Source organism: Streptomyces sp. GMY02, from assembly GCF_019056675.1.
GTDB lineage: Bacteria > Actinomycetota > Actinomycetes > Streptomycetales > Streptomycetaceae > Streptomyces > Streptomyces odonnellii.
Genome location: NZ_CP077658.1, coordinates 443,542 through 468,387, shown reverse-complemented (window position 1 = coordinate 468,387; position 24,846 = coordinate 443,542). Strand labels below are relative to the sequence as shown.

At 70.6% G+C, this 24,846-nt stretch carries 18 protein-coding genes and 8 pseudogenes; 2 read left to right on the top strand and 24 right to left on the bottom strand.

Going from position 1 to position 24,846, the window contains the following annotated elements; genetic code table 11:
• Window positions 1-72: 72 nt before the first annotated feature.
• The 23 genes and pseudogenes from KQY30_RS01975 to KQY30_RS01890 all read right to left on the bottom strand — a co-directional run bounded on the left by KQY30_RS01975 (window position 73) and on the right by KQY30_RS01890 (window position 21,571).
• Entirely contained in the window at window positions 73-474 is a 402-nt protein-coding gene (locus tag KQY30_RS01975) for a hypothetical protein (RefSeq protein ID WP_217305262.1), read from the bottom strand.
• Window positions 471-2,057, bottom strand: coding sequence for a bifunctional 3-(3-hydroxy-phenyl)propionate/3-hydroxycinnamic acid hydroxylase (locus KQY30_RS01970; protein ID WP_254406879.1), 1,587 nt, complete (start codon window positions 2,055-2,057; stop codon window positions 471-473). The genes KQY30_RS01975 and KQY30_RS01970 overlap by 4 nt, the downstream gene beginning before the upstream one ends.
• Window positions 2,054-2,902, bottom strand: coding sequence for an NAD(P)H-binding protein (locus KQY30_RS01965; protein ID WP_217305260.1), 849 nt, complete (start codon window positions 2,900-2,902; stop codon window positions 2,054-2,056). Before KQY30_RS01965 ends, KQY30_RS01970 begins: the two co-directional genes overlap by 4 nt.
• Before the next feature lie 21 nt (window positions 2,903-2,923).
• The gene (locus KQY30_RS01960) at window positions 2,924-4,102 is read right to left on the bottom strand and encodes a 3-deoxy-7-phosphoheptulonate synthase (RefSeq protein WP_217305259.1); all 1,179 of its coding nucleotides are present in this window, start codon (window positions 4,100-4,102) and stop codon (window positions 2,924-2,926) included.
• Entirely contained in the window at window positions 4,099-7,029 is a 2,931-nt protein-coding gene (locus KQY30_RS01955; RefSeq protein WP_217305258.1) for a LuxR family transcriptional regulator, read from the bottom strand. Before KQY30_RS01955 ends, KQY30_RS01960 begins: the two co-directional genes overlap by 4 nt.
• A 397-nt stretch (window positions 7,030-7,426) precedes the next feature.
• Window positions 7,427-8,749, bottom strand: coding sequence for a thioesterase domain-containing protein (locus tag KQY30_RS01950; RefSeq protein ID WP_217305257.1), 1,323 nt, complete (start codon window positions 8,747-8,749; stop codon window positions 7,427-7,429).
• A 72-nt stretch (window positions 8,750-8,821) separates the two neighbouring features.
• Window positions 8,822-9,244: pseudogene (locus KQY30_RS37310) on the bottom strand (KR domain-containing protein); the annotation flags it as partial.
• A gap of 508 nt (window positions 9,245-9,752) precedes the next feature.
• Window positions 9,753-10,160 (bottom strand): annotated as a pseudogene (locus tag KQY30_RS37305) (polyketide synthase dehydratase domain-containing protein); the annotation flags it as partial.
• Window positions 10,100-10,588 (bottom strand): polyketide synthase dehydratase domain-containing protein, encoded by a 489-nt coding sequence (locus tag KQY30_RS37300; protein WP_217310675.1) that lies wholly within the window; start codon window positions 10,586-10,588, stop codon window positions 10,100-10,102. The pseudogene KQY30_RS37305 and the gene KQY30_RS37300, both read right to left, overlap by 61 nt.
• Window positions 10,557-11,228 carry an acyltransferase domain-containing protein gene (locus KQY30_RS01935; protein WP_217305256.1) on the bottom strand — a complete coding sequence of 224 codons (672 nt, stop codon included), beginning with the start codon at window positions 11,226-11,228 and terminating at the stop codon, window positions 10,557-10,559. Before KQY30_RS01935 ends, KQY30_RS37300 begins: the two co-directional genes overlap by 32 nt.
• A gap of 74 nt (window positions 11,229-11,302) precedes the next feature.
• Window positions 11,303-11,563: pseudogene (locus tag KQY30_RS01930) on the bottom strand (acyltransferase domain-containing protein); the annotation flags it as partial.
• A 73-nt stretch (window positions 11,564-11,636) separates the two neighbouring features.
• A complete protein-coding gene (locus KQY30_RS36100; RefSeq protein WP_254407517.1) occupies window positions 11,637-12,524 on the bottom strand; it encodes a polyketide synthase in 888 nt (295 codons plus the stop codon).
• Window positions 12,466-12,795 carry a beta-ketoacyl synthase N-terminal-like domain-containing protein gene (locus KQY30_RS36095; protein ID WP_254407516.1) on the bottom strand — a complete coding sequence of 110 codons (330 nt, stop codon included), beginning with the start codon at window positions 12,793-12,795 and terminating at the stop codon, window positions 12,466-12,468. The genes KQY30_RS36100 and KQY30_RS36095 overlap by 59 nt, the downstream gene beginning before the upstream one ends.
• Before the next feature lie 61 nt (window positions 12,796-12,856).
• A pseudogene (locus KQY30_RS36090) lies at window positions 12,857-13,117 on the bottom strand (beta-ketoacyl synthase N-terminal-like domain-containing protein); the annotation flags it as partial.
• A 116-nt stretch (window positions 13,118-13,233) separates the two neighbouring features.
• Window positions 13,234-13,278, bottom strand: a pseudogene (locus KQY30_RS36085) (hypothetical protein); the annotation flags it as partial.
• An 11-nt stretch (window positions 13,279-13,289) separates the two neighbouring features.
• Complete coding sequence (locus KQY30_RS01920; protein ID WP_217305255.1) at window positions 13,290-13,433, bottom strand: hypothetical protein; 144 nt, start codon at window positions 13,431-13,433, stop codon at window positions 13,290-13,292.
• Window positions 13,415-13,762 (bottom strand): acyl carrier protein, encoded by a 348-nt coding sequence (locus KQY30_RS01915; RefSeq protein WP_217305254.1) that lies wholly within the window; start codon window positions 13,760-13,762, stop codon window positions 13,415-13,417. Before KQY30_RS01915 ends, KQY30_RS01920 begins: the two co-directional genes overlap by 19 nt.
• 69 nt (window positions 13,763-13,831) lie before the next feature.
• Window positions 13,832-17,926, bottom strand: coding sequence for a type I polyketide synthase (locus KQY30_RS36080; protein WP_302185292.1), 4,095 nt, complete (start codon window positions 17,924-17,926; stop codon window positions 13,832-13,834).
• Window positions 17,927-18,002: 76 nt separating this feature from the next.
• A pseudogene (locus tag KQY30_RS36075) lies at window positions 18,003-18,062 on the bottom strand (beta-ketoacyl synthase N-terminal-like domain-containing protein); the annotation flags it as partial.
• A gap of 142 nt (window positions 18,063-18,204) precedes the next feature.
• Window positions 18,205-18,318 (bottom strand): annotated as a pseudogene (locus KQY30_RS37295) (beta-ketoacyl synthase N-terminal-like domain-containing protein); the annotation flags it as partial.
• Window positions 18,287-18,439 (bottom strand): beta-ketoacyl synthase N-terminal-like domain-containing protein, encoded by a 153-nt coding sequence (locus KQY30_RS36070; RefSeq protein ID WP_254407514.1) that lies wholly within the window; start codon window positions 18,437-18,439, stop codon window positions 18,287-18,289. The gene KQY30_RS36070 and the pseudogene KQY30_RS37295, both read right to left, overlap by 32 nt.
• 46 nt (window positions 18,440-18,485) lie before the next feature.
• Window positions 18,486-19,460, bottom strand: a pseudogene (locus KQY30_RS37290) (phosphopantetheine-binding protein); the annotation flags it as partial.
• On the bottom strand, window positions 19,457-21,571 hold the full coding sequence (locus tag KQY30_RS01890) for an AMP-binding protein (protein ID WP_217305253.1): 2,115 nt from the start codon (window positions 21,569-21,571) through the stop codon (window positions 19,457-19,459). The gene KQY30_RS01890 and the pseudogene KQY30_RS37290, both read right to left, overlap by 4 nt.
• A gap of 350 nt (window positions 21,572-21,921) precedes the next feature.
• Between KQY30_RS01890 and KQY30_RS01885 the strand changes: the two genes are divergently transcribed.
• Window positions 21,922-22,914 carry an FkbO/Hyg5 family chorismatase gene (locus tag KQY30_RS01885; RefSeq protein ID WP_217305252.1) on the top strand — a complete coding sequence of 331 codons (993 nt, stop codon included), beginning with the start codon at window positions 21,922-21,924 and terminating at the stop codon, window positions 22,912-22,914.
• Between the two features lie 212 nt (window positions 22,915-23,126).
• Here the strand turns inward: KQY30_RS01885 and KQY30_RS01880 are convergent, their stop codons facing one another.
• Window positions 23,127-23,603 carry an AtaL-like protein gene (locus KQY30_RS01880; RefSeq protein WP_217305251.1) on the bottom strand — a complete coding sequence of 159 codons (477 nt, stop codon included), beginning with the start codon at window positions 23,601-23,603 and terminating at the stop codon, window positions 23,127-23,129.
• Window positions 23,604-24,168: 565 nt separating this feature from the next.
• Here KQY30_RS01880 and KQY30_RS01875 point away from each other — a divergent pair.
• On the top strand, window positions 24,169-24,843 hold the full coding sequence (locus KQY30_RS01875; RefSeq protein WP_217305250.1) for an O-methyltransferase: 675 nt from the start codon (window positions 24,169-24,171) through the stop codon (window positions 24,841-24,843).
• Window positions 24,844-24,846: the final 3 nt, after the last annotated feature.

The following is a 24,846-nucleotide window of genomic DNA, read 5'->3' as shown; positions in this document are numbered from 1 at the left end:
CCGTCCCGGGCTTACGTTCCGTTCCGGCCGCCGGGCTCACCGGGCAGCCGCCCGGTGAGCCCGGCGACGGTTTCAGCCGGTGGACACCTTGACCGGGTCGAAGGACGCCCAGCACTCGGTGAGCAGGCCGTTCTCCACCTTCAGGATCTCGGTCAGGACCCGGGTGAACGTCGCGCCCTCGGGCCCGATCTCAGGGACGCCCGGACCCAGCTTGCCGATGACGCCCCAGTGCGTGGTGATGTACTCGTCCGTGATGATCGGCCCGACCAGAGCGGTGAACTTCGCCTCCTGGAAGATCGCGTTCACCGCCACCACCCACCGGCGCACCGCCTGCGCGTCGTTGATCGCGCTGAGGTCGTTGTCGGACTCCAGGCACACCTTGAATCCGGGCGCGATGATCTCGTCGGCGAGGTCCAACTGGTCGTACCAGAGGTCCCTCCACTTCTGCCACAGCGACTCGTTCGTGGTCGTCATGCTGGTCCTTCCATGAGTGTGAGTGATCGTTGCGGCGTCGCGGATCGCAGCCCCCGACGCAGGTCGCCCACCAGGTCCGCCACCGAGGGACGGTCCGCGGCGGAACCGAAGACGTAGAAGTCCGGCCGCACCAGCAGCGCGACCGCCGAGAACTCGGCAAGGAGCGGCAGATACACCCCGTCGTCGTCGGCCACGTGGTCCTCGCGCACCGGCGAGCCGGCCGGCACCACCCGTACCAGGCGGGCCCCGACGCCGGCCAGGAACTCCCGGTCGGCGTCGTCGAGCAGAGCCGCCGGGTCCTCGGAGCTCAGGAACACGAATCCGCGCCCGGCCACGTCGTCGAACCGTCCGGTGCCGGCCGTACCGGTCACTCGGCCCTGCGGCATGTAGGCGCCGGCACCGGGGCTCGCCCCGGACAGCAGCCCCTCGGTCAGCGGAACCCCGCTGAGCTGCGGCGGGTCCCCCGCGTCGGGGTCGGCCGCGCGGGCCAGCAGCATGGTGTCCCGCAGCGCGGCCGCCGCCGGGTCCAGCTCGCACACCATCTTGCCCAGCTCGATCGCGAAGTCGATGAAGTGCCGCAGGTGCCCGGCGCGTTCGGCCGCGTAACTGTCCAGCACAGCGTCGTCGCAGCGGCCGCGCAGCACCAGGTCCAGCTTCCAGACCAGATTGGCCGCGTCCCGGATGCCCGCGCACATCCCCTGGCCGGCGAACGGCGGCATCAGGTGCGCGGCATCCCCGGCCAGCAGTACGCGGCCGTGCCGCCACTGGTCCACCCACTGCGCCCTGAAGGTGTAGACGGCGTGCCGGTGCATCGTGGCGGTGTCCGGGGTGATCCCGTGCGGTTCCAGCAGCCGCCACGCGGTCTCCGGCCGGTTCAGCTCCTCGATGCTCTCGCCCGGGAGCCGCATGAACTCCCAGCGCCGGTGGTCCAGGCCGCCCGAGACCACCGTGGTCGGGCGCGCCGGATCGCATATCTGCAGGTTGTTCGGCCGGAATTCGCGCTGCTCGTGCAGCACCAGGTCGCACAGCAGCCAGTCGTAGAAGAACCCCAGGTCGGTCACTGTCGACCCGATGGCGCGACGTACCGCGCTGTTCGCGCCATCGCAGCCGACCACCCAGGACGCGGTGAACCGTTGTCGGCCCGCGTGGACCTCCACGTGGTCGTCCCGTTCGACACAGTCGGTCACCTCGACGCCGCGCAGCAGCCGGAGGTTCGGCAACTTCTCGGCCCGTTCCTGCAACACCCGCTCCAGCGCCGGCTGGTGGAAGACCACCGACCGCGGCCAGCCGGACGACCCCGGCGGGTCGTCGCCCAGTTCCAGCCGCATCAGCACTTCCGCGTCCGCGGTGTGGAACTCGTAGTCGACCGCCGGGTTCCCGACCTCGTGCAGCCGGTCCCCGATCCCGGCAGCCGCCAGATACCGCGCGGTCTCCCCGTCGAAGTGCACCGCCCGCGGGAACGGGTACGGCCGCTCGTGGCGCTCCAGCACGGTCACCCGCCAGCCCTGCTGGGCCAGGAGCATCGCGGTCAACTGGCCGACCGGGCCCCAGCCGACCACGAGCACGTCGCAGTCGTTCGTCACCGGAACACCTCGATGTGGTCCGCGGCCCACTCCCGGAACGACCGCGGTGGCCGGCCCAGGATCTCCGCCACTGCCCCGTCGACCCGCGGCAGGCTCTCGTCGCCGTTCCGCAGCATGGTCACCATCGAGTCGGCGAGGGCCGGCGGGTAGTGGAGCTGCTCCACCATCGCCGCTCTCGTCACCGCTTCCGGCAGCTCCTCGAACGTGACCGGCTCGCCGAGCAGGTCACCCAGCACGGCCACCTGCTCAGTGATCGTGACCACCTCCCCGCCCGTCAGCGTGTGAGTACGGGACCGGTGCGGGATCGGATCCGCCAGCACCCGCGCCGCCACCGCGCCGACGTCCCGCGGGTCCACCGCCGAACTGCGGAAGCCCCCGCCGAAGGCCCGCACCACCCGCTCGGTGCGCACCGACGCCGCCCACGGCAGCGTGTTGGACATGAACGTGCCGCCGCGCAACACGGTCCAGCCCAGGCCGGATTCCCGGACCGCCGCCTCGGCCGCGAGGTTGACCTGCTTGAGAGCGCTGTCCTGCGCGCTGCCCGCCCGGATCGAGGACAGCAGCACCGCGTGCTCCACGCCCGCGTCGCGCACCGCGTCCATGATCGGCCCGGCCTGCCGGACACCGGGCAGCACCAGCAGCAGGAACGCCCGGTCCACCCGGTCCAGCGCCGGCCCCAGCGCACCGGGGTCCGACAGATCACCGGTCACGACGTCCACCGCCCCGGCCCAGCGCCGGGCCCCCTCGGGGTTGCGGGTGAGCACACGGACCTTCTCGCCCTGCTCCAGCAGCCGGTCGACGACCTCACCGCCTACGGACCCGGTAGCTCCGGTTACCAAGATCACGGGATACAGCCTCCAGTCAGATCAGAAGGTGGCGTCGATCAGCTCGGACGCCTGCTCTACGGTCAACCTCGGGTCGCACAGCGTCCGGTAACGCTCGGTCAGCGCGCTTTCGTCCCCGTGGCGGCCGACGCACTCGGTGACGTGTTCCGCGGCCACCTCCAGGTGCAGCCCGCCGACGTGCCGGCCCGCCCCCTCGACAACCCGCCGGAACTCCCGGCTCTCCGCGACCAGGTCGGCCAGGTACCGGGTTTTGACCCCGCCCGCCGCCCGTCGCGTGTTGCCGTGCATCGGATCGCTCATCCACACCACCGGATGCCCTGCCGACACCACCGCACGCACCAGCGGTGGAAGAGCGCCCGCGACCATGTCGCGGCCCATCCGGAAAATCAATGTCAGCCGCCCGGGCACCCGGTCCGGATCGAGCGCGGCGCACAGCCCCAGCAGTGTGTCCGGGTCCGTCGACGGGCCGATCTTGCAGCCCACCGGGTTGCCCACCGCGGCCAGCAGCGCCACGTGCGCGTGGTCGAGCTGGCGGGTCCGCTCACCGATCCACGGGAAGTGCGTGGATCCCAGCAGAGACCTGCCGCTCACCGGATCGTGCCGCACCAGGCCCGCCTCGTAGTCCAGCACCAGCGCCTCGTGGCTCGACCACGGCCCCAGCCGCCCGCCGTCCGCGGCCGCCCGGCGCCGGGCGCGCAGGTCCGACAGGATCTCCGCGCTCGCGTGGTACGCCCACACCATCCGGCGCGGATCGGGCCGCCGGGCGAGCTCCGAAACGGTCTCCTGGTTGACCATGTGGCCGCGGAAGACCGGCAGCTTCACCCCGTCGACCACCTCGACCGGTGCCGACCGCGGCTTGGCGTACTGCCCGGCGATCCGTCCGATGCGCAGCACCGACTGCCCGGCCAGCGCCGCCATCCGGTCGGCCAGCGCATCGATCGCCGCCACCTTCGCCGCGGTGTGCGCGGCCCCGGACTCGTAGAAGCTCTCCGCGCAGTCACCCGCCTGCACCACCCGCGCCCTGCCCAGCGCGACCTCCGCCAGCCCTTGTCCCAGGGTCGCCGCCTCGGCATGGGTCACCAGCGGCGCGGCGTTCCGCAGCCGCCCGAGTACAGCGGCGTGCAAGGGGTGCGCGTCCCACTCCGGCTGCTGCTGGGCCGGCAGCGACTCCCACGCCGACGGCAGCGGATCGCGCCTCATGCCGACGTCGCTGTGTCGTGGTGGAGCAGCGCGGGCAGTTCCTCGCGATGCTTGACGTTGAGCTTGCGGTACACCTTCGTGAGGTGCTGCTCGACCGTGCTCTCGGTGATGAACAGTTTCCTCGCGATGGCGTGGTTGGTGTAGCCGGCCGACGCCAGCGTCGCGACCCGCCGCTCGGCCCGGCTGAGGAAGCCCAGCGCGGTGTCTGCCAACGAGCCGGGCCCGCCCACCTCGTTGTCGGTCATGCCTGGGAAAAGCTCCCCGCACAGCGGCTCGGCCTGGCAGCCGCGCGCCACGTACCAGGCCCTGCGGGCCGTCTGCCGCGCCCGCCGATGCTCGCCGGAGGCGTGGTGCGCGCGGCTCAGGTCGGCCAGCGCCCACGCCAGCTCGTAACGGTCCCCGGTGCCCTCCAGGACCTCCACCGCGTCCCCCAGCAGGTCGGTGCGCCGACGCTCGCTCCCGCACGCCGCCAGCAGCCGCAGGGCCTGCCCCCGAACCCGGCCGAAGTCCGTGCCCACCCCGGCCAGTTGCTCGTTCAGCAGCCGTCTCGCCTGCTCCCGGTTGCCCTGCCGCAGCCAGGCCTCCGCCGCTCCGGTGCGCCACGGCACCAGTCCGGGAGTGTCCAACGACCAGGAGCGCATCAGCTCGCCGCAGGCGAAGAAGTCCGCCAGCGCGGCGGTGTGGTTGTCGCATGCCAGGTGGTAGTGGCCGCGCGCGTACAGATAGTGCAGCCCGTACCGGCTCTCGAACATCGACGCGGGCACCGGCACCCGCAGGTACTCGGCGGCCGTCCGCACCTGGCCGGTCCGGGTCGCGGCCAGGATCAGCGAACTCAGCGGCAGGCCGACGGCTGTGCCCCAGGCCGGCACGGACACCTCCTCCAGCGCGGCCCGCGCCCGTTCGACCGCCGCGGCCAGGTCCCCGCGCCGGACGGCGATCTCCGCCGACACCGCCGCCAGTTCGGCCCGCGACATCGGGACCCGCGCTATCCACGGATCGTGGCGCCACACCTCGCACCACCGGGTCGCCTGCGCCATCCGGTCGGCGTACACCTCCGGCATCAGGCACAGCAGCGCCGACTCGCCGGTCCACACCGGACCCCGCTGGAGGCCAGCCTTGTGGAGCAACTGCTCGGCCCGCTCGGTGGCCTCCTCGTACCGCCTGTGGATGAGCACATCCGCCAGCACCTCCGAGAACTGCTGCCACGGAGCGGTCCGCTCCGCCGGGCCGTCGGCTGCCGACTGGCCCCGCAGCACCGGTCGGCGCCGCCGCACCGGCCGCGGATGGGTACACATCAGCCACAGCTCGAACGCCCGCAGGCGCGCCCCGGTGTCGGCCGGGGCGTCGTCGGGCGCCGCCCGCAGTTTCTCGGTGAGCGCGGCGGCCTCCTCGCCGCGGCCCTGCCACAGCAACTGCAGACACACCTCGATGACGTCACCGGGCGCGAGCACACCGGCGCGGGCGTCCCCGACCAGCGGTTCCAGGTGACGGGCCGCCGCCCGGGGATCGGAACGCCACTCCACCTGCGCGAGCCTCGCCCGGATCGCCGCGCGCTCCCGGCCGTCCCGGCTGCTCCGCAGCGCCTGTTCCAGGCAGTCGACGGCGACCGAGAACCGCTGTTCCAGAAGGTGGCTCTCGGCCGCGTCCCGTAACACCCGGGTGGTCGCGATCCCGTCGGCGCCCTCGCCCGCGATGATGTGCGCCGCGACGGCCGTGGCCGGTTCGCCCCGCTCCTGCAACAGCCGGGCCACGGTGCGGTGCAGCCCGGCGCGCTGCTGCGGCGGCATGTCGTCGAGCACCCCGGCCCGACCGTTGGGATGTGCGAACCCTCCGTCGCTGAGCAGCCCCGCGGCCTCGAAGGTCCGGACCGTTTCGGCGACCACGTCCACGTTCATCCCGACCAGCCGGCTCAACAGCGCCTCCGACGCGTGCTCACCCAGCACCGCCAGCCCCCGGACCACGGCGAGCCCGGTGGGCCCGCCCCGCCGCACACTGGTCAGCAGCGCGCGCCGGTAGGCGTGGCCGGCCATGGTGCGGCCGGTCCGCCAGTCCTCCAGCAGCGCGTTCAGCAGCAGCGGGTTGCCTCCGCTGGCGCCGAAGAACGCCGGGGTCAGCCGCTGCGCGGCCGACGGCCCGAGATGGTGGCCGATCAGCTCCGCGGTGCCCTCTTGCGACAGCCGGCCGACCGTGATCACGTCGCTGTGCGGATACCGCAACAGCTCCGTCCTGGCCGCCTGGAAGCCGGGGTGCGGCCCGACGTCGCTGGCCAGCACGACCAGCACCGGGGCCGGGGCGATGCGCCGCGCCAGGTACAGCAGCCACAGCACCGACTCCGGGTCGGCGTGCTGTACGTCGTCCACCGTGATCAGCGCAGGCGAACGGTCCACCAGGGCGAGCAGTTCCACGCACAGCCCGTGCAGCACCTGGGCGGTGAGCCGCTCCGTCGCCCCGGTGCCGGGGGCCGACGCCAGACGGTCGATCAGCTCCGCGGCGCGGGCCCGGAATGCCGCCGGCAGAGCAGGCGCCAGGAAGAGCTGGCTCACCACGCCCAACGGAAGCGCCTGCTCCGCCGGTGAGCAGATCGCGTGCAACTGGAGCAGCGCGCCGCCGACCGCGGACTCACCGCCCACGACCAGGCTGTCCGCCGTCACGCGGACCGTGACCACACCGTCCACCGACCGGTCGCCCGCCGGCCCGCGGCCCGCTGACGCGCCGTCGGCGGGCCTGCCCGCCGCGGATCCGACGGCCTCGGACGCCCCGTCCGAAAACGCGTCGTCGGCGGACCGGGCGAACGAGTGCAGCAAGTCGGTCTTGCCGGTCGCCGCCTTCCCCTCCACGAGGGCGATGCCCCCCGTCCCCGACCGGGCCTGGCCCAGCAACGCGGCAAGACGGGATAGCTGCTCGTCCCTCTCCACCAACCTTGTCAAGGTACCTCCTGCGATGAGGCCGATCCCCCTGTGCCGACCGGGTCGTTCCGGCGTCGCTGATGCTAGGTGTGCGCCGCACCCGCGCCCAGTGACGGAATTCCACCGTCCGTTCCACGGACCGGTCACCGCCCGTCAGTCGCCCGGCCGGTCGACCACCTGTCACAGCAGGTCAGGCGGGAAATCCGGCACGCCGCACGACCCGGCCGTCACGCGGTACGGGCCCCAGCTCCGCCGGCAGCGACCTTTCGGCCGGCACCCGGCCCGTACCGTCGCCTCCACGAGCTGCTGCACCCGGTCGAGACCGGTCTGGGGCGCCCGCTCCCGGCCGCCACGGACGGCAGTCGCCGGGACGTCCGTCGCGGTGGCGGCCACACCGGCCTGACGGCCGGCCTCCCGGTCAGCCCAGTTTCTCCAGCCAGCCCAGCAACGCGTCCGCGGTGTCGGCCACCTCATCGGTCAGCACCGTGAAGTGATCGCCCGTCACCTCGACCAGATCGTGCGGCATCGGCCACTCCGCCTGCCACCTGTCCCGCCCGGCCATCTCCGGCGTGGGCCGGCCGGCCCGCAGGAACAGCGTCGGCGCGGTGACCGCGCACGGGGCCCAGCCGGCGAACATCCGCAGGTAGGCGCCCATCGCGAGCAGCGCGGCATCGTCCGGCGCGCCCGCCTCCACCGCCGCCTGTGCCGGCAGCCCGAGCAGCCACTCCTGGGGGCGCCCGTCGCTGTCCAACGGGTAGGTGTCGATCAGCACCAGCCCCTGCGGCCCGCGGCCCAGCCGCTCCAGCTCGCTGGTGACGGCGTGAGCGACAGAGCCGCCCATGGACCGGCCCAACAGGATGTACGGCTCGTCACCGACGTGTGCCAGCACCGACCGCGCGTGCATCGCGATCAGCGCCTCCCGGTCGTACGGGACGGCCTGCCCGGCACCGAAACCGGGGTACGGCAGCACCACGCCGTCCAGGACGCCGTCCAGCCGACGGCCCAGGGCGTCGTACTCGTGCGGAACGGCCACCGGGGTCACCGCCGGAACACACACCAGTTTGGGCAACCGCGGACCGGCCGCCACCGCCACCGGCGGCATGGCGTGCTCAGCGCTGTCCTCGGCCGAGAACGTGGGTACCGACCACGACGCCCCGACCAGCATCTGTGTCGCCGCCTCGATCCGACCGTCCTGGTACAGCCTCTCGTACAGCGCGGCCACCGTGTACGCCGATGACTCCGGCGAACGTCCGGCGGAGAGCTGCTCCCGCAGATGGCCGGCGAGCGCCGTGGCCGTTGGATGGTCGAAAACCACGGTCGCGGACAGCCGCAGCCCGGTGGCGGACGCCAGGCGGTTCCGCAGCTCGACCGCGGTCAGCGAGTCGAAGCCGAGTTCCCGGAAGTCCCGGTCGCGGTCCACCGCGCTTCGGTCGGCGTGCCCGAGCACTTCGGCGACGTACGTGCACACCAGCTCCAACGCCGACTCGCCGCTGACTGCGGGCGGTACGGGGCTCGTGGCGCCGAGAGCGGTCGGCCGAGCCCGTCGGACCAGCCCCCGTAGCACCTCCGGCATCGTGTCCAGCCGCCCGAGCGTCTGGACATCCAGCTTCGCCGGCACCAGCACGGCGGCACCAGCACCGATCGCCGCGTCGAACAACGCCAGCCCCTCGGCGTCCGACAGGCCGCGCAGCCCGGCGCGGGTCATCCGTTCCCGGTCGGCCGCGCCAAGGTCCCGGGCCAACCCGGTCGGGTTCTCCCACCAGCCCCAGGCGAGTGAGGTGGCGGGGAGGTTTTGGGTGCGTCGGTGGGTGGCGAGGGTGTCGAGGAAGGTGTTGGCGGCTGCGTAGTTGGCCTGGCCGGGTGCTCCGAGGATGCCGGCGACGGAGGAGAAGAGGACGAAGTGGGTGAGGTTGTGGTGCTGGGTGAGTTGGTGGAGCCACCAGGCGGGGTCGGCTTTGGGGGTGAGGGTGGTGGTGAGGTGGTGGGGCTGGAGGTGGTCGAAGGTGGTGTCGGCGAGGGCTGCGGCGGTGTGGATGACGCCGGTGAGGGGGCCGGTGTCGTCGATGAGGTGGGTGAGGGCGTCGTGGTCGGTGATGTCGCAGGCGATGATGCGGACGCGGGCGCCGTGGTGTTCGAGTTCGGTGGTGAGGGTGGTGGCGTTGTCGGCGTCGGGTCCGGTGCGGCTGACGAGGACGAGGTCGCGTGCGCCGTGGGTGGTGACGAGGTGGCGGGCGATGAGGGAGCCGAGGCTGCCGGTGCCGCCGGTGATGAGGATGGTGCCGTCGCCGATGGTGACCGGTTCGGTCGGTGCTGTGGGGGTGAGGCGGGGGACGGCGATGGTGCCGTTGCGGATACGGGCCTGGGGCTGGCCGGAGGCGACGAGCGCGGAAAGGGCCTCCTGCGAGGCGGCGTGGTGATCGGTGTCGACGAGGATGATCCGGTCGGGGTTTTCGGTCTGTGCGGTGCGCAGAAGTCCCCAGACGGTTCCGCCGGCGAGGTCGTCGTGGTGGGCCTCGACGACGAGGGGGGTGGTGGTGTCCGTGAGCCAGGTATTCCTGGACGTGGGTGAGGGTGTCGGTGGTGATGCGGTGGACGTCGGCGAGCACGTCGTCCCCGGCGTCGGGGACGGTGTACCGCTCGAAGTCGGCGGGGGCGGCTGTGGCGGTGGGGGTGTAGGGGGTCCATTCGAGGCTGTAGAGGCCGTCTGGTGCCGTTCCGGTTTGGTGTAGTTGGTCGGGGTCGATTGGTCGGGTGGTGAGGGAGTTGATGGTGACGATGGGCTGGTTGGTGGTGTCGGTGGCGTGGAGGTGGATGGTGCCGGTGTGGTCTGTTTTGAGTGTTACGCGGAGGTGGGTGGCGTTGGTGGCGTGGAGGGTGACGCCGGTCCAGGCGAAGGGGAGGCGGATTTCGGGGAGTTCGGTTGTGGCGGCGGCTGCGTGGAGGGCGGCGTCGAGGAGTGCGGGGTGGATGCCGTATCCGTTGGTGTCTCCTGCGGGTTCGGGGAGTGTGACTTCGGCGTAGAGGGTGGTGCCGTGTTGCCAGAGGGTGCGCAGTCCTTGGAAGGCGGGGCCGTATTGCAGTCCGGTGTCTGTCAGGCGTTCGTAGAGGTCGGTGAGGTCGACCGGTTGTGCTTCGGCGGGTGGCCAGTTGTGGGGTGGGGTGGGTGTGTCCGCGTGTTGGGTGAGGGTGTGCCTGTTGCGTGTTCGGTCCAGTCGTTGTTGTCGTGCCGGGTGTGGATGGTTACGGGGCGGTGTCCGTCGGGTTCGGTGGGGCCTACGGTGACTTGTACGGTGGTGGGCCGGTCGAGCACGAGTGGGGTTTGTATGACGAGTTCGTCCAGGACGCTGTGGCCGGCTTCGTCGCCGGCTCGGATTGCCATGTCGACGAGGGCGGTGCCGGGGACGATGACGGTGCCGTCCACGGTGTGGTCGGCGAGCCAGGGGGTGCGGCGGGGGACAGTCGGCCGGACAGTACGACCGCGCCGCTGCCGGCGATCGTGGTCACCGCACCCAGCAGCGGGTGTTTGGTCCTCGATAGGCCGACGCTCTCTACGTCCCGGCCGTTCCTTCCGCGCCCTCATGCAGCCAGTAGCGTTGCGTCGTTGGAAGGGGTAGGTGGGGAGGGAGGTGTGGTGGCCGCGGGGGGATGAGGGAGTGCCAGTTGACGGTTTGATGCCCTGGGTGTGGGCGTGTCCGGCGGCGGAGAGTAGGGTCGTGCGGATCGTTGTGGTTGCGGCGGGTGGTGGGGATGAGGTGGGTGGTTGGGGGGAGGGTGTTGCGGGCCATGGCGGTGAGGGTGGCGTCGGGGCCGATTTCGAGGTAGGTGGTGACGCCTTGTTGGTGGAGGTGGTGGAGGGTGTCGGCGTAGCGGACGGGTGCGGTGATGTGGTTGGCCCAGTGGGTGGCGTCGGGGTGGGTGGGTTGTGCGGTGAGCATGCTGATGAGGGGGATGCGTGGGGGGTGGTAGGTGAGTTGTTGGAGGGTGGTGGTGAAGGGGGTGTGGATGGGGTGCATGAGGGGGGAGTGGAAGGCGTGGCTGACGTTGAGCCAGTTGGTTTTGATTTTTTGGGTGGTGAGGTTGTGGGCGATGTGTTGGAGGGTGGTGTGGTCGCCGGAGAGGACGGTGGCGTGGGGGCCGTTGATGGCGGCGATGGAGACGGTGTGGTGGTGGTTGTGGAGGTGGGGTTGGAGGGTGTTGGGGTCGGTGGCGACGGCGAGCATGGCGCCGCCGGGGGGAGGTTGCGCATGAGGGTGCCGCGTGTGGTGACGAGGTGGATGGCGTCGGGGAGGGTGAGGGTGCCGGCGATGTGGGCGGCGGTGATTTCGCCGGCTGAGTGGCCGCAGAGGTAGTCGGGGTGCAGGCCCCAGGATTCCCAGAGGCGGTAGAGGGCTGTTCCGTAGGCGAACAGCGCGAGTTGCGTGTTGTCCGTCCGCTGGAGTGCCTCGGCCTGGTCGGGGCTGAACATGACGTCACGCAGGTGGGGTCCGGTGAGTTCGAATATTTCGTCGAGGGCTTGGGCGAAGGCGGGGAAGCGTTCGTGGAGCAGTCGTCCCATGCCGGGCTGCTGGGAGCCCTGACCGGTGAACATCACCGCGACCGGACCACTGTCCCCGGTGCCGGGTGCGGGGTCAAGGCGCGAGTGCGGTGGTGAAGTCCCCGCGGGTCTCCCCGACGAGCACGGCACGGTGGGACAGGGTGGCCCGGGTGGTCAGGAGCGAGTGCGCGATGTCGTGGACGGTGTGTCGGTCTCCTCGACGTGTACGGCGAGGGCTGTTCAGCCACTGGGCGGATTCCCGGAGCGCGGGCTCACTGTGCGCGGAGAGCAGCCAGGGCACGGGTCCGGCCAGCGGCGTTTCCGGCTCCGCCGGTTCGGCCGGTTCTGTTGTGGTGGGGGCTTGTTCGAGGATGACGTGGGCGTTGGTGCCGCTGACGCCGAAGGAGGAGATGCCTGCGCGTCGCGGGCGTTCCTCCAGGTTCGGCCAGTCCTGGGGTTCGGTGAGGAGTTCGACGGCGCCGGTGGTCCAGTCGACCTCGGGCGTGGGTTCGTCCACGTGAAGGGTCTTCGGCATGTGGCCGTGGTGCATGGCCATGACGGTTTTGATGACGCCGGCGACTCCGGCGGCGGCCTGGGTGTGCCCGATGTTGGACTTGAGCGAGCCAAGCCGGAGGGGCTGGTCGCGGTGCTGCCCGTAGGCGGCGATGATGGCCTGGGCCTCGATCGGGTCACCGAGCCGCGTGCCGGTGCCGTGGGCTTCGACAAGGTCGATGTCGGCCGCGGTCAGCCGTGCGTCGCTCAGGGCGGCATTGATGACCCGTTGCTGGGAAGGGCCGTTGGGCGCGGTGAGGCCGTTGGAGGCACCGTCCTGGTTGACCGCGGTCCCGCGGACCACCGCGAGCACGCGATGACCCAGCCGCTGGGCGTCCGACAGCCGCTCGACCAGCAGCACACCGACACCCTCACTCAGGCCGGTGCCGTCGGCGGAGGCGGCGAAGGCCTTGCAGCGGCGAGTCGTCAGCCAGCCCGCGCTGCCGGCTGAACTCGATGAACGGGTGCGGAACGGACATCACCGTCACGCCGCCGGCGACCGCGAGCGAGCATTCGCCGGAGCGGAGGGACTGGACAGCGAGGTGCAGGGCGACCAGGGAGGACGAGCAGGCGGTGTCCAGCGAGACGGCCGGGCCTTCGAAGCCGAAGGTGTACGACACCCGCCCCGACGCCACACTCGCCGCACTGCCGTTGCCGAGATAACCCTCCAGCTCGGCGGGGAAGCTCCGCAGCCGGGTCACGTAGTCGCTGGTACATGATGCCGGTGAAGACGCCGGTGCGGCTGCCGCGGAGGGTCGCCGGGTCGATGCCGGCGCGTTCGAGGACTTCCCAGGTGGTCTCCAGCAGCAGCCGCTGCTGCGGATCCGTGGCCAGTGCCTCGCGCGGCGAGATGCCGAACAGGTCGGGGTCGAAGTGTCCCGCGTCGTGCAGGAAGCCGCCCTCCCGCACGTACGAGGTGCCCGGGTGGTCCGGGTCGGGGTCGAAGATGTCCTCCAGGTTCCAGCCGCGGTCGGTGGGGAATCCGGAGTGATGCCGTCGCGGCCCGAGGCGACCAGCTCCCACAACGACTCCGGCGAGTCGACACCGCCCGGCAGCCGGCACGCCATCCCCACAATCGCGACCGGCTCGGCCGCGGTCTTCTGGAGCGAGGCGTTCTCGCGGCGCAGCCGGGCGTTCTCCTTGGCCGACACACGCAGTGCCTCGAATAGCTGTTCGTTGTTCATCGTCGCGCCCTTCATGCTCCGGTTCCGTCCATCACGTGCTGGATCAGCGCCTTGGCGTCCATGGCGTCGATCAGGTCGTCCTCGTCGGGCTCGGACGCGTCCGGAGAGTCCGCCGGGCTCGACGAGCCGGCCAGCTTCAGCAGCGCCTCCAGCACGCCGGCCTCGCGGAAGCGGGTGACCGGAACGCTCGCCAGGATCCGGCGCAGTTCGTGCTCGTCCTGATCGCTCGCGGGGCCGGCTTTGGGAGCAGGCGCGGCGGAGGGACCTGGTCCAGCAGATAACGCGTGACCGCTGCGGCCGTCGGGTAGTCGAAGATGAGGGTGGCGGGCAGCCGGAGCCCGGTCGTCGCCGACAGGCGGTTGCGGAACTCGACGGCGGTGAGGGAGTCGAAGCCAAGGTCCTTGAAGGCCTGGTCAGGCTCGATGCCGCCTCGGTCCGAGTGCCCGAGGACCTGGGCCGCCTGCACGGTCACCGACTTCAGCACCGCAGGCCTCCCGGTCCTCTGGCGCCATCGCCGCGATCCGCTCCGCCCACGTCTCGGCTCCGCCGGCGCTCACCCCGACCGCCTGCCGACGCGGCGTGCGGACGAGCCCTTGCAGCAGTACGGGGGTATGGCACCGGAGCGGCTGATCGTGGGCAGGTCGAACGTCGCTGTGACCACGTTTCCGGAGTCCCCGGCGAGGGCGGTGTCGAACAGTTCCAGCCCCTGCTGGTCCGTCAGTGGCCGGATGCCGGTGCGGGTCATGCGGTCGTGGTCGGTCTGGGTGAGGTGGCGGGTCATGCCGCTGGTTCGTTGCCACCAGCCCCAGGCGAGTGAGGTGGCGGGGAGGCCTTGGGTGCGGCGGTGGGTGGCGAGGGTGTCGAGGAAGCTGTTGGCGGCTGCGTAGTTGGCTTGTCCTGGGCTGCCGAGTACGGCGGCGGCGGAGGAGAAGACGACGAAGAGGGCGAGGTCGTGGTGTCGGGTGAGTTGGTGGAGCCACCAGGCGGGGTCGGCTTTGGGGGCGAGGGTGGTGGTGAGGCCGTGGGTGTCGAGGCGGTCGAAGGTGGTGTCGGCCAGGGCCGCGGCGGTGTGGATGACACCGGTGAGGGGGCCGATGTGGTCGATGAGGCGGGTGAGGGCGTCGTGGTCGGTGATGTCGCAGGCGATCACGCGGACACGGGCGCCGTGCTCTTCGAGTTCGGTGGTGAGTTCGGCGGCGTTGTCGGCGTCGGGTCCGCTGCGGCTGACGAGGACGAGGTCGCGTGCGCCGTGGGTGGTGACGAGGTGGCGGGCGATGAGGGAGCCGAGGCTGCCGGTGCCGCCGGTGATGAGGATGGTGCCCTGGGAGAGGTCGGCGGGTTGTCCGGTGGGGGTCTGGTGGTCCGCCGGTGTCCGTGTGAGGCGGGGGATGGTGATGACGCCGTTGCGGATGCGGGCCTGGGGCTGGCCGGAGGCGACGAGCGCGGGGAGGGCCTCTTGTGAGGCGGGGTGGTGATCGGTGTCGACGAGGATGATCCGGTCGGGGTTCTCGGTCTGCGCCGTACGCAGAAGTCCCCACACGGTTCCGCCGGCGAGGTCGTCGTGATGCGCCTCGACGACCAGGGGGGTGGTGGTGTCCGTGGCCAGGTACTCCTGGACGTGGGCGAGGGTGTCGGCGGTGATGCGGTGGACATCGGCCAGCACATCATCCCCGGCATCCGGGACGGTGTACCGCTCGAAGTCGGCCGGGGTGGCCGTGGCGGTGGGGGTGTAGGGGGTCCATTCGAGGCTGTAGAGGCCGTCGGGTCCCGTACCGGTTGGTGTAGGAGCTGGTCGGCGGTGACGGGCCGGGTGGTCAGGGAGTCGATGGTGATGACGGGCTGACCGGTGGTGTCGGTGGCGTGGAGGTGGATGGTGCCGGTGTCGTCTGATGTGGAGTTCGACGCGGAGGTGGGTGGCGTTTGTGGCGTGGAGGGTGACGCCGGTCCAGGCGAAGGGGAGGCGGATTTCGGTTTGGTCGGTGGTGATGCTGGCTGCGTGGAGGGCGGCGTCGAGGAGTGCGGGGTGGATGCCGTATCCGGTGGTGTCTTGTGCGGGTTCGGGGAGTGTGATTTCGGCGTAGAGGGTGGTGTCGTGTTGCCAGAGGGTGTGGAGTCCTTGGAAGGCGGGGCCGTATTGGAGTCCGGTGGTGGTGAGGTGTTCGTAGGCGTTGGTGAGGTTGATGGGCTGGGCGCCGGGGGGTGGCCAGGTGGTGTGGGGTGTGGTGTGGGGTGTGGTGGTGCGGCTGAGGGTGCCGGTGGCGTGTTGGGTCCAGGGGGTGTCGGGGGTGGTGCGGGTGTGGATGGTGACGGTGCGGGTGTTGTCGGTTTCTGTGTTGCTTGTGGTGATTTGGATGGTGGTGGGGTGGGTGAGGGGGATGGGTGTGTGGATGATGAGTTCGTCGAGGGTGGTGTGGTGGGTGTGGTCGCCGGCGTGGAGGGCCATGTCGAGGAGGGCGGTGCCGGGGAGGAGGGGGGTGTTGTTGACGGCGTGGTCGGTGAGCCAGGGGTGGGTGGTGGTGGAGAGCCGGCCGGACAGTACGACTTCATCGGTTTCGGCCAGGGTGGTCACCGCGCCCAGCAGCGGGTGATCGGTCTGGTTGAGGCCGGCGCCTTCGACGTTGGTGTCGGTGCCTGGTGTGTCTGTTAGCCAGAAGCGTTCGTGCTGGAAGGGGTAGGTGGGCAGGTCGGCGTGGTGGCCGTCGGGGATGAGGGTGTGCCAGTTGATGGGGATGCCGTGGGTGTGGGCGTTGGCGAGTGCGGTGAGGTAGGTGTGGTGGTCGTTGGTGTCCTGGCGGAGTGTGGTGATGGTGGTGGTGTGGGGGCTGGTTTCCTGGATGGCGGGGGTGAGGAGGGGGTGGGGGCTGGTTTCGATGTAGGTGGTGTATCCGTGGTGGGTGAGGTGGGTGATGGCGGGCTGGAAGAGGACGGGTTGGCGGAGGTTGCGGTACCAGTAGTCGGCGTCGAGGTCCTGGCCGGTGATCCAGGTGTTGTCGACGGTGGAGTAGAAGGGGATGGTGGGGGTTTGGGGGGTGATGGGGGCGAGGATGTTTTTGAGGGTGTCGTGGAGCTGGTCGATGTGGCCGGAGTGGCCGGCGAAGTCGACGCCGGGCAGGGGCCAGCGCATGATGCGGTGGCGGGAGAGCTGCCGGGTGAGCTGGTGGACGGCCTGGGTGTCGCCGGTGATGGTGGTGGTGTCGGGTGCGTTGCGGGCGGCGATCCAGATCCGGGTGTTCCAGTGGGCGGGATCGGCGATCTCCTGGATCTTCTCGGGCGGCGCGAGAACCGAGACCATGGTGCCGCGGCCGGTCAGGGGGAGGAGTGCCTGGCTGCGGAGGGTGGTGATGCGGGCGGCGTCGGGCAGGGTGAGGGCTCCGGCGATGTAGGCGGCGGCGACCTCGCCCTGGGAGTGCCCGAGGACGGCGTCGGGTGTGAGACCGTGGTGCTGCCAGAGGGCGGCGAGGGCGCTCATGATGGTGAACAGGACGGGCTGGATGACATCGACACGCTCCCACCCGGGCGCACCGGGTGCACCGTTGAGGATGTCGGTGACCGACCAGTCGACGTGTTCACGCAGGGCCGCGTCGATTTCCTCGACCGTGTTGCGGTAGACGGGTGAGGTCTCCCAGAGACGCCGGCCCATACCGGTCCACTGCGAGCCCTGCCCGGGAAAGACCAGAACCGTCTTCCCACCGCCCGGTGTGTGTCCGGTGAGCTGGCCGAGCCCGGCGGTGAACTCCTCACGGGTGGATCCCACGAGTACCGCGCGGTGGGGCAGGGCGGCACGGGTGGTCAGGAGGGAGTGTGCGATGTCGCCGAGCGGCGTGTCGGTCTCCTCGACGTGCACGGCAAGCCGTTCGGCCAGGGCAGTCCAGCGCGGGCTCGCTGTGGGCGGAGAGCACCCACGGCACCGGTCCGGCCGACTGCGTTCCGGTCTCTGCGGGATTCTGCCGGTACTGTCGTCGAGTTCCGGCTCGGGACTATGTTCGAGGATGACGTGGGCGTTGGTGCCGCTGACTCCGAAGGAGGAGATGCCAGCGCGTCGGGGGCGTTCCTCCTGGTTCGGCCAGTCCTGTGCTTCGGTGAGGAGTTCGACGGCCCCGCTGGTCCAGTCGACCTCGGGGGTGGGTTCGTCCACGTGGAGCGTTTTGGGCATCTTGCTGTGGTGCATGGCCATGACGGTTTTGATGACGCCGGCGACTCCGGCGGCGGCCTGGGTGTGCCCGATGTTGGACTTGAGGGAGCCGAGCCGGAGGGGCTGGTCGCGGTGCTGCCCGTAGGTGGCGATGATGGCCTGGGCCTCGATCGGGTCGCCGAGCCGCGTGCCGGTGCCGTGGGCTTCGACGAGGTCGATGTCGGCCGCGGTCAGCCGTGCGTCGCTCAGGGCGGCGTTGATGACCCGTTGCTGGGAAGGGCCGTTGGGCGCGGTGAGGCCGTTGGAGGCACCGTCCTGGTTGACCGCGGTGCCGCGCACCACCGCCAGCACGGGATGGCCCAGCCGCTGCGCGTCCGACAGCCGCTCGACCAGCAGCACACCGACACCTTCGGACCAGGCGGTGCCGTCGGCGGAGGCGGCGAAGGATTTGCAGCGGCCGTCGGTGGCAAGCCCGCGCTGCCGGCTGAACTCGATGTAGGAGGAGGGGGAGGGCATCACGGTGACGCCCCCCGGCCACCGCCAGGGAGCATTCGCCGGCGCGCAGGGCCTGGACGGCGAGGTGCAGGGCGACCAGTGAGGACGAGCAGGCGGTGTCCACCGAGACCGCCGGACCCTCGAATCCGAAGGTGTACGACACCCGCCCCGAGACGACGCTCCCCGCGCCACCGTTGCTCGGGTAGCCCTCCAGCTCCCGGCGGTACGGTACGCAGCCTGGTGATGTAGTCGTGGTACATGACCCCGGCGAACACGCCGGTACGGCTGCCGCGCAGCGACGTCGGGTCGATGCCGGCGCGTTCGAGGACTTCCCAGGTGGTCTCCAGCAGCAGCCGCTGCTGCGGATCCATGGCCAGTGCCTCACGGGGCGAGATGCCGAACAAGCCCGGCGTCGAAGTCGCCCGCGTCGTGCAGGAAGCCGCCCTCCCGTACGTACGAGGTGCCCGGGTGGTCCGGGTCCGGGTGGTACAGGTTCTCCAGGTCCCAGCCGCGGTCCGTGGGGAAGCCGGAGATGCGCGTCGTCGCCGGAGGACACCAGGTCCCACAGCCCCTCGGGCGAGGTCACGCCGCCCGGGCAGCGGCAGGCCATGCCGACGATCGCGATCGGCTCGCCGGGCACCGGGGCTGTGCCGGCGGCCTCCGCACCGGGAGCGGAGGACGCCGAGCCGCCGAACATGCGGTCCCCGAGGTAGGCCGCCATCGCGTCGGGGTTGGGATAGTCGAAGGCGAGTGTGGTCGGCAGCGTCAGACCGGTCGCCGCGGCGAGCCGGCCGCGCAGCTCGACGGCGCTGATCGACGTCATGCCGATGTCGCGGAACGACTGCCACGCGTGCACCGGTCGGCCGCCGGTGATCAGGCCGACCTCGGACAGCACCAGGTCGAGTACGGCACGGTCGCGTTCCGCCTCGGGGAGCCGGGCCAGCCGCCCGGCGGCGTCGGTGTCCACGGCCGAAGCAGCCAGCTCGTGGCGCATCGCGAGAACCGACGCGTCGTCCACCGTGGTCGCCGCGTCGAAGAGGGCGAGCCGTTCCCGGGACGTCATCTCCTCCCGCGGCCCCCAGCCGAGAGCCAGCGCGGGGAGCCCTTCGGCGTGCCGACGATTGGCCAGGGCCTGGAAGACCGCGTGCGCCGGGCCGTTGTCGATGGGTGCGGACAGCACGAACAACGACGGGGGCGTGTCCAGGGTGAGCTCGTGCAGGGCCAGCGCGTCATCCAGCGGACCGAGTTCGACCTCACCGGCGAGCGTGGTCGGCAGCGTCTCCGCGCCGGCCACGTGTACGACGGCCGTGACCGGCGGCCCGGCCGCCTCGAACGCGGCCGCCAGCATGTCCCGGTCGCCGGGCTCGCAGACCGTCTGCGTCACGGTTGCGCCCAGCTCGGTCAGGTGCGAGGCGAGGTCCGGCACGGCCGTCCGGGCGATCAGAAGCACGTGCCGTACGCCGTGAGCGGCGACCAGGTGCCCGGCGAGTTCGGCGGCCTGCTCCTGGTCGGCCCCGGAGACCAGCAGAGTGCCGTCCGGGTCCGGCCGGCTCACCCGCTGCCCGCTGCCCGCGCGCGCCAGCCGGGGACCAGCACCTCCCCGCCGCGCACCAGCGCCCGCGGTTGGCCGTGCGCCAGGACGACCGGAAGCGCGGCCGCCGGGTCGTCGTCCTCGGCGTCCACAAGCACCAGCGCGTCGTCCGGGGCGTCGGCCCGTATCGACTCGACGAGCCCCCAGGCGGCGGCCTGCGCCGGGTCGTTCGTCATGCCGTGGGTCAGCACGGCCACTCGCCCCGGGCGGTCGGCCAGCCCGGCCCGCACCGCGCGCAGCACGTCACCGATGGACCCGGACGGGCAGTCGATCACGGCCGGCTCGGGGGCTTCGGGCCCGTCGGAGAGCGCCGGGGTGTCCGGCCGCGTCGGAGGGTCGGACAGCTTGGGGGCATCCGGCAGGTCGGGCGCGTCAGCGAGCCCGGACCGGTCTGACGTGTCCAGCTCGCCCGCGGCGGCAGGGCGGCTGTCCGTACGCCGCAAGCCCGACGCCGTTCCCCGGTCGCCCGGCACGGCCTCTGCCGACACTGCCGTCCACTCCACGCGGAACAGCGATTCGAACGAGCCGGTGCTCACGGCTCGCAGCCGTGCCGGGCTCTGGAGCAGGGTGTGCCGCTTGATCTTTCCGGAGCCGGTGCGCGGTACGCGGTCGATCTCGTACAGCTCTTCCGGCACCTTGAAGTAAGTCAGGTGCTCGCGGCAGGCGGAGAACACCTCGTCCGGGTCGAAGCCTCCCGGGGCCGGCACGATGAACGCGACCGGCACTTCGCCGAGGGCGGGGTGTGCCGAGCCGACGACTGCCGCGTCGGCCACGCCCGGCACCCGCAGCAACACCTCTTCCACCTCGGTCGGGTGGATGTTCTCGCCGCTGCGGATGATGAGTTCGCTGAGCCGACCGGTGATGGTGACATAGCCGAGGTCGTCGCGGCGTCCGAGGTCTCCGGTGCGATACCAGCCGCGCGGCATCGCCGCAGCGGTCGCCTCCGGCTGGTTGTGGTAACCGACCATCAGGCTTGGTCCGTTGACCCAGATCTCACCCTCCTCGCCGGTCTCGACGTTCTCGTGTGTCTCAGGGTCGACGAGCCGTACGGTCAGACCCGGCACCGGCAGACCGCAAGAGCCCTCGACCTGCGTCCCGTTCGGCCAGTTGGCGGTGATGAGCCCACACGTCTCGGTACTGCCGTAGCAGTCGAGCAGCGGGACGCCGAAGGTGTCCTGGAACTCCGAGCGCAGCGTCGCCGTACTGATCGCGCCGGCTGACAGGCACACCCGGAGGTTCGGAAGCGTCAGATCGCCCTCGCGGGCGGCGTCCAGCAGGTAGTGGTACATGGTCGGTACGCCGGCCAGGAAGGTGAACTCCTCGGTGCGCAGCGTGCGCAGCAGTTCCTCGGCGTCGAACGCCTCGGTGATCCGCGCGGTCGCGCCGACTGCGGTGACGCTGAGCACGCAGTAGATGTGCGCCAGGCTGTGGAAGAGCGGCACCGGCCAGAGCACCCGGTCGGACTCGGACAGGCCCAGCACACCGGCGGACGAGGCGGCAACCGACCACAAGCAGCTACGCTGGGTGGACAGCACGCCCTTGGGCCGGCCGGTGGTGCCGGAGGTGTAGAGCATCCAGGCGAGGTCGTCGAGTCCGAGGTCGTCGCGCGAGGGCTGCTGCGGTTCGGTCTCGGCGAGCGCGTCGAACGATACGGCCCCGCTCTCCTCGTCACCCGTCACCACGACGGTCAGGTGCGGCCGTTCCGCCTGGAGTTGGCGTACCTGAGGCAGGCGTGTGCGGTCGGTGACGATGACCCGGGCCGCGCTGTCGTCAAGCAGGTAGGCGAGCTCGCCGGCGGAGGAGTGCGGGTTGATCGGCACGCCGATCGCGCTCGCGCGCGCGATGGCCAGATAGCTCTCGATGGTTTCGACGCAGTTGCCCAGGTAGATGGCGGCTCGGTCGCCGGGCAGCAGCCGCAGTTGCGCCAGGTGCCCGGCGAGTCGGCGGGTGCGGGCCTCCAACTCGGCGTACGTGACGCCGCGACGGGAGTCGGCGAATGCGATCTGCGTTCCCCTGCGGGCCGCGTGCGCTTTCAGCAGCTCGGGCAACGGCCGGATCAGCTCGTGACGGAGCATGCCACCACACCTCTCAGTCGTCCTGGTAGTCCCGGTCGGATCGGCGCTCCGTTACGGTGCCCGCCGACCCTGGGGCGTGAATCGGGCTCGCTCTAAAGGCCGTGTCCGTAAAAGCGGCCAGCGGCTCGAAGACTAACCAAGGAGCAGTCCGGAGCACCCCCTAGTCTCCCCCTAGTGGTGGCTATCTTTTTCTACTCACCGGTCGCCGCCGCAGCCGGGTCGGACGCAATGTAACTTTTTTGACGGGCCGTGAGAACGGTTCCGGCGGATCGTTCCTGGAGCCATGAGGAAGCAACCCGTAGAGAGAAAGTGGAGCCATCTTGAGCCCGTCATCGATTGGCCGGAATGGGTTGACGTCATACTTCGAACACGGGGCTGCCCGGGGTGCTCCCCCGGTCGGAAAGAAGATTCTCGGGGTCGTCAACTACGCATCCGATTGTGATTTCCCGACCCTCGACAATGGTTTCCCTGAACTCGACATCAACATGGTCGACCCGACCGCCGAGCCCTTCGCCGAGGTGTGGGTGACGGACACGGAAGCGGAACACGGCGAACGTGACGGAATCACGTACGCGCACGACGGCGAGTACTTCTTCTGTGCGGGTCGGGTGGCACCCTCCGGTCGGTACACGGAGGCGACCAGGGCGGCGTACGTGACGATGTTCGAACTCCTTGAGGAATTCGGCTACCCCAGCGTGTTCCGCATGTGGAACTTCGTCAGCGACATCAACCGTGACAACGCGGAGGGCCTGGAGGTCTACAGGGACTTCTGCCGGGGCCGGGCCGAGGCGTTCGAGGAGTGTCGGCTGGAGTTCGACCAGTTCCCGGCGGCCACCGGTATCGGTTCCCGGGGCGGCGGCATCGCCTTCTACCTGCTGGCCTGCCGCTCCGGCGGACACGTCCACATCGAGAACCCCCGGCAGGTGCCGGCCTACCACTACCCGAAGCGGTACGGCCCGCGCTCACCGCGCTTCGCACGGGCCACCTACCTGCCCGCCGGGGCCGGGTACGGGGCCGACGGCCAGGTCTTCGTGTCCGGCACCGCGAGTGTGCTCGGTCATGAGACGGTGCACGACGGCGAACTGGTCAAGCAGTGCCGACTGGCGCTGGAGAACATAGAACTCGTCATCAGCGGCGGGAACCTGGCCGCGCACGGCATATCCGCCGGCCACGGCCTGAAGTCGCTGCGCAACATCAAGGTCTACGTGCGCAACTCCGAGGACGTGCCGAAGGTACGCGAGATGTGCCAGGAGGCGTTCTCGCCGGACGCCGACATCGTCTACCTGACGGTGGACGTCTGCCGCGCTGACCTGCTCGTGGAGATCGAGGGCGTGGTCATGTAGGACTACCGGGTGCCCCGGCCCCGGCTGAGGCACCCGGAAGACCGGATTCGGAAGACCCTGCTTCGGAGATGCGGCAGCCCGCATCGGGATTCGGACGCGGGATTCGGACGGCGAAATGCTGTGGCCCTCCGGCGCCCGAGACGCCGGAGGGCCACAGCACTATTCGGGACCGGAGGACCACAGCACTATCCGGGAGCTGAAAGGCCGGGAAATCACGCCCCTGCGGTTTCGAGCGTCACCCGACGCAGCGTCTCCGCTGTCTGGCGGGCCGTTTCCAGCACGCCCGCGTCGGTCTCCGCGAGCAGCCCCTCGACCTCGGTTATCCGCTTCGCGGAACGCTCCGTCAGCACCACCGAGACGGTATAGCGGAAACGGCCCTCGGCGTCCTGGTCCAGTTCGTTGATGACCGCGGAGAAACGCGGGTCGTCCAACACCTCGAAGTCGATGCGCCATTGATCGCGGCGTGGCGTCACGCGCTCCCGCACGATGTCCTTGCCGAAGAAGACGGCCTCCCGCAGGAAACCGTCGTCGTACCGCTCGACTATTCGGCATTCGTCGATCTGCACCACGTATTCGACCGGGTGCTCCGCCTTCCGGAGCAGGGTCTCCCACAGAGCGTCGTAACTGATCTTCTCGCTGTCCTCCGCGGAGTCGTTGATCAGGGCGGAATGAGAAATGATGAGGGCCATGTCTTCTTCTCGCTCTCAGCGGGTGCGGCACTCTGTCCGGCTTCGGCCGCATGGACTTCGATGGACATCGGCCGCACGGACTTCGGCTGACGGCTCGGCAGCCGGGAGCGTAGCGCCAGGTGGCTCGCCCCGGGAATTCGAAGTTTTCCACCGTCCGTCCATCAGACGGTATTTTTTCGTCCCGCACACCGGGTGACCGACGCTTTGTCCCACCGCAAGCCCCCCGTAGGGCCGCCCCCCGTAGGGCCGCCCCCCGTAGGGCCGCCCCCCGTAGGGCCGCTCCGGGCAGGCCCTGGCCGGGCCGGCCTGTCCACCTACCGGCCGGGCTTCGTCATCCCCAGAGAGCTCACGATCGCCGCACGGTTGCTGACTCCGCGGGTCCGTGACAACGAGGCGGTCGGCACGCCGGGACCGGAGAAAACGCCGGCGTCGAAGAAGAACCGGAGAAGAACCGGAGAAGAACCGGAGAAGAAGACGGTCGCCGACCCGAATCCGGCCCCCTAATCCCCCCTAGAAATGGGCTTCCGCCCCGCTGGGCCGGGATGTGCTCTCCCACCATGGAGCCATGGCGAACCAATTGAGCATGTCCACGGCGCTGCTGGACTACGTCGGCTCGGTCTCGCTGCGTGACGACGAGATCCTGCGCAGCCTCCGCGAGGAGACCGCCGGCCTGCCGGGCGGCAAGACGCTTCCGGTGGCCGCCGAGGAGGGGCAGATGCTGGCGCTGCTGGTCTCGCTCATGCAGGCGCGGAGCGTTCTGGAGGTCGGCACCTACACCGGGTACAGCACGCTGTGCATGGCCCGCGCGCTGCCCTCCGACGGCCGGATCGTGACGTGCGATGTCACCGCGAAGTGGCCCTCCATCGGCCGCGAGCACTGGAAGCGCGCGGGTGTCTCCGACCGGGTCGAGGTGCGGATCGGCAAGGCCACCGAGACTCTGGACGGACTGCTGGCCAATGCAGACTTCGGGCCGGACGCCTTCGACCTGGTGTTCATCGACGCCGACAAGGCCAGCTATCAGGCGTACTACGAACAGGCGCTGCTGCTGGTGAGGCCGGGCGGTCTCATCGTCATTGACAACACCCTGTTCTTCGGCCGGGTCATCGACCCCGCCGCGCAGGACCCCGACACCGTTGCCGTACGGGAACTGAACGCCGCACTGCTCACCGACGACCGCATCGAGCTGTCGCTGCTGCCGGTTGCCGACGGCATCACGTTGGCCCGCCGGGTCGCCGCCTGAGCC

Excerpts from the sequence above, each read along its gene's own strand:
- KQY30_RS01975 (WP_217305262.1), bottom strand. The coding sequence starts at position 474 with ATGACGACCACGAACGAGTCGCTGTGGCAGAAGTGGAGGGACCTCTGG.
- KQY30_RS01960 (WP_217305259.1), bottom strand. The coding sequence starts at position 4,102 with ATGAGGCGCGATCCGCTGCCGTCGGCGTGGGAGTCGCTGCCGGCCCAG.
- KQY30_RS37300 (WP_217310675.1), bottom strand. The coding sequence starts at position 10,588 with ATGAGGGCGCGGAAGGAACGGCCGGGACGTAGAGAGCGTCGGCCTATC.
- KQY30_RS01935 (WP_217305256.1), bottom strand. The coding sequence starts at position 11,228 with ATGCTCGCCGTCGCCACCGACCCCAACACCCTCCAACCCCACCTCCAC.
- KQY30_RS36080 (WP_302185292.1), bottom strand. The coding sequence starts at position 17,926 with ATGCCCTCCCCCTCCTCCTACATCGAGTTCAGCCGGCAGCGCGGGCTT.
- KQY30_RS01890 (WP_217305253.1), bottom strand. The coding sequence starts at position 21,571 with ATGCTCCGTCACGAGCTGATCCGGCCGTTGCCCGAGCTGCTGAAAGCG.
- KQY30_RS01880 (WP_217305251.1), bottom strand. The coding sequence starts at position 23,603 with ATGGCCCTCATCATTTCTCATTCCGCCCTGATCAACGACTCCGCGGAG.
- KQY30_RS01875 (WP_217305250.1), top strand. The coding sequence starts at position 24,169 with ATGGCGAACCAATTGAGCATGTCCACGGCGCTGCTGGACTACGTCGGC.